General features: G+C 73.3%; 2 protein-coding genes. Both read right to left on the bottom strand.

Going from position 1 to position 2,904, the window contains the following annotated elements; genetic code table 11:
• Positions 1 to 1,607 (bottom strand): acyl-CoA carboxylase subunit beta (locus tag GSF22_RS32550; protein WP_208817746.1); only part of this gene is annotated, 1,607 nt, incomplete at its 3' end.
• A gap of 25 nt (positions 1,608 to 1,632) precedes the next feature.
• Entirely contained in the window at positions 1,633 to 2,865 is a 1,233-nt protein-coding gene (locus GSF22_RS32545) for a metal-dependent hydrolase family protein (protein WP_208817745.1), read from the bottom strand.
• Positions 2,866 to 2,904: the final 39 nt, after the last annotated feature.

The raw sequence follows: 2,904 nt of genomic DNA, 5'->3' as shown, positions 1-2,904 counted from the left end.
AGCGGGATGTTGCCGTGCTTGCGGGCCGGCAGGACGACCCGTTTGGTGCTCAGCGCCCGCAGCGCACGGGCCACCGTGGAGCGGGTCTCCGACGGCAGGATCAGGTCGTCGACGCAGCCGTGCTCGGCCGCCCGGTACGGGGTGAGCAGCTGCTCCTCGTACTCCCGCACGAGGGCCTGCCGGGTGGCCGTCGGGTCGTCGGCCCCGGCCAGGGTCCGGTGGTGCAGCAGGGCGACCCCACCCGCCGCGCCCATCACCCCGATCTGCGCGGTCGGCCAGGCGAAGCAGAGGTCGGCGCCGAGTTCCCGGGAGCCCATCACCGCGTACCCGCCACCGAAGGCCCGCCGGACCACGATGGTGACCTTCGGTACCGTCGCCTCGATGTAGGCGAACGCCAGCTTCGCACCCCGGCGGATGATGCCCTGGTGTTCCTGGGCGGTACCGGGCAGGTAGCCGGGCACGTCGACGAGGGTGAGCACCGGGAGGTTGAACGAGTCGCAGAAGCGGACGAACCGGGCGGCCTTCTCCGCCGCGTCGATGTCGATGGCACCGGCCAGGTGCAGCGGCTGGTTCGCCACCACCCCCACCGGGGTGCCGTCCACCCGGCCGAAGCCGCAGATGATGTTCCGGGCGAAGTCGGGGTGCACCGGCAGCAGGTCACCGTCGTCCACGATCCGCCGGATCACCTCGCACATGTCGAACCCGGTGGTGGCCTGGTCGGGTACGAGCGTGTCGAGTTCCCGGTCGGTGTCGGTGACCGCCAGCGGGACCGCCGGTGGCCAGACCGGGGCCGGGTCGAGGTTGTTGGCCGGCAGGTACGACAGCAGGTCCCGGACGTAGTCGATGGCGTCGGCCTCGCTGGCGGCGGCGTAGTGGGCGTTCCCGGTCCGGGAGGCGTGCACCGTCGCCCCGCCCAACGCCTCCATGCCCACCCGCTCCCCGGTCACCGCCCGGATGACGTCCGGACCGGTGACGAACATGTGCGAGGTCTGCTCCACCATCACCACGAAGTCGGTGAACGCCGGGGTGTAGACGGCACCCCCGGCACAGACCCCCATGATCAGGGAGATCTGCGGGATCACCCCGGAGGCGGTGACCAGGCGCCGGGCCACCTCGCCGTACGCGGCCAGGGCCAGCACCCCCTCCTCGACCCGGGCGCCACTGGAGTCGTTGATGCCGACCACCGGGCAACCGACCCGCAGGGCATGGTCGAGGATCTTGCTGACCTTGGCACCGAAGACCGCCCCGGCACTGCCGCCCCGGTGGGTGGCGTCGTGCGCGTACACGCACACCTGTCGACCGTCGACGGTGCCGTACCCGGTGATCACCCCGTCCCCGGGCGGCTGCGGCCCGGCGTACCCGTCGACCTCCCGGCGGGCCAGCCGGTCGGTCTCCACGAACGAGTCGGGGTCGAGCAGCGCCAGGATCCGCTCCCGGGCGGTCATCCGGCCCCGCGCGGCCAACCGGCGGGCCGCGCGCGGCGAGCCGGGCTGTGCCGCCTCGGCGCGTCGGCGGCGCAGCTCGGCCAGTTTCTGCGCGGTGGTCGGGGCGCCGCCCCGGCCGAGAAGGGTGCCGTCGGCCCGGTCCGGTTCCAGCACAGCGGTCATCGGGCGACCTCCCCGCGGCACCGGCTCACTTCCGGGTGTCCTTGACGATCTCGCCGTTGCGGACCACGAGCACCACCCGGGCCGGGTCGTCGAACAGGTCCGGCTCGGCCAGCGGGTCGAAGTCCACCGCGACGAGGTCGGCCAGCTTGCCCGCCTCGACCGAGCCGAGCCGGTCGGCGACCCGCATGATCCGGGCGTTGACCGAGGTGGCCGAGACGATCGCCGCCATCGGGCCCAGGACGCGGGCCTTGAGCACGAGTTCCAGCCCGCGCCGGTTCTGGTCCGGGCCGATCAGGTCGGAGCCGGAACCGACCAGTACGCCGGCCTCCCGGGCCAGCAGCAGGGCGTCGACCATGCGCTGTGCGGTGTCGCCGACCCGGTCCCGGATACCGGGGGCGAGCCCCTGCCGCGCGAAGTCGGTGCGCATCGTCTCGGCGATGGCCAGGGTGGGCACCAGGTGCACACCCCGCCCGGCCATCATCGCGGCGGTAGCCTCGTCGATGCCGGTGCCGTGCTCGACACAGCCCACGCCCGCCCGGACGGCGTTGCGGATCCCGGCGCCGTTGTGCGCGTGCACGGTGACGTAGGTGTTGCGGGCGCGGGCCTCCTCGACGGCGACCGCGATCTCCTCGACGGTGTACTGGGTGTCCTCCAACGAGTCGGACACCGAGATGACCCCGCCGGTGACGGCCATCTTCAGGAACGACGCGCCCTGGCGGAAACACTCCCGCGCGGCCCGGCGGACCTCCTCGACCCCGTCGGCGTTGGGCGTCATCCCGGTCAGACCGCGTACCGAGATGGGGGACGGGCCGGCCGGTGCCAGCGGTGAACTCAGTCGGCCGTGGCCGCCGGTCTGGGACAGCGCCACGGCGGCGGCCCAGATCCGGGGGCCGGGTACCAGTCCCCGTTGCACGGTGCGCAGCACCCCGAGGTCGAGCCCGCCGCAGTCCCGGATGGTGGTGAACCCGGACTCCAGGGTCTCCCGCAGGTTGCGGAAGATGTCGGCGGCCCGCTCGGCCACCGACAGTTCCCCGCTCACCATGGCGCGTACGTCGCTGGAGTAGCCGACGTGGGTGTGCGCGTCGATCAGTCCCGGCAGCAGGGTCAGCCCGCCCAGGTCGACCAGGTCGGCGCCGTCGACCGGGACGCGGGCGCCGACCTGCGTGATCCGGTCGGCGTCGACCCGTACGGCCGGTCCGGTCACCGGGTCGCCGCCGAGCCCGTCGATGAGCGTGGCACCGGTCAACAGCATGGTCATCGGTTTCGGTCCCTCCGGACGGGGTCGGGGTCGGGGTCG

It is taken from the genome of Micromonospora echinofusca, from assembly GCF_017614955.1.
In the GTDB taxonomy this organism is placed as follows: Bacteria; Actinomycetota; Actinomycetes; order Mycobacteriales; family Micromonosporaceae; genus Micromonospora; species Micromonospora echinofusca_A.
The sequence above is the reverse complement of the archived record's forward strand: the minus strand, read 5'-3'. Positions and strand labels throughout refer to the sequence as shown.

Excerpts from the sequence above, each read along its gene's own strand:
- GSF22_RS32545 (WP_208817745.1), bottom strand. The coding sequence starts at position 2,865 with ATGACCATGCTGTTGACCGGTGCCACGCTCATCGACGGGCTCGGCGGC.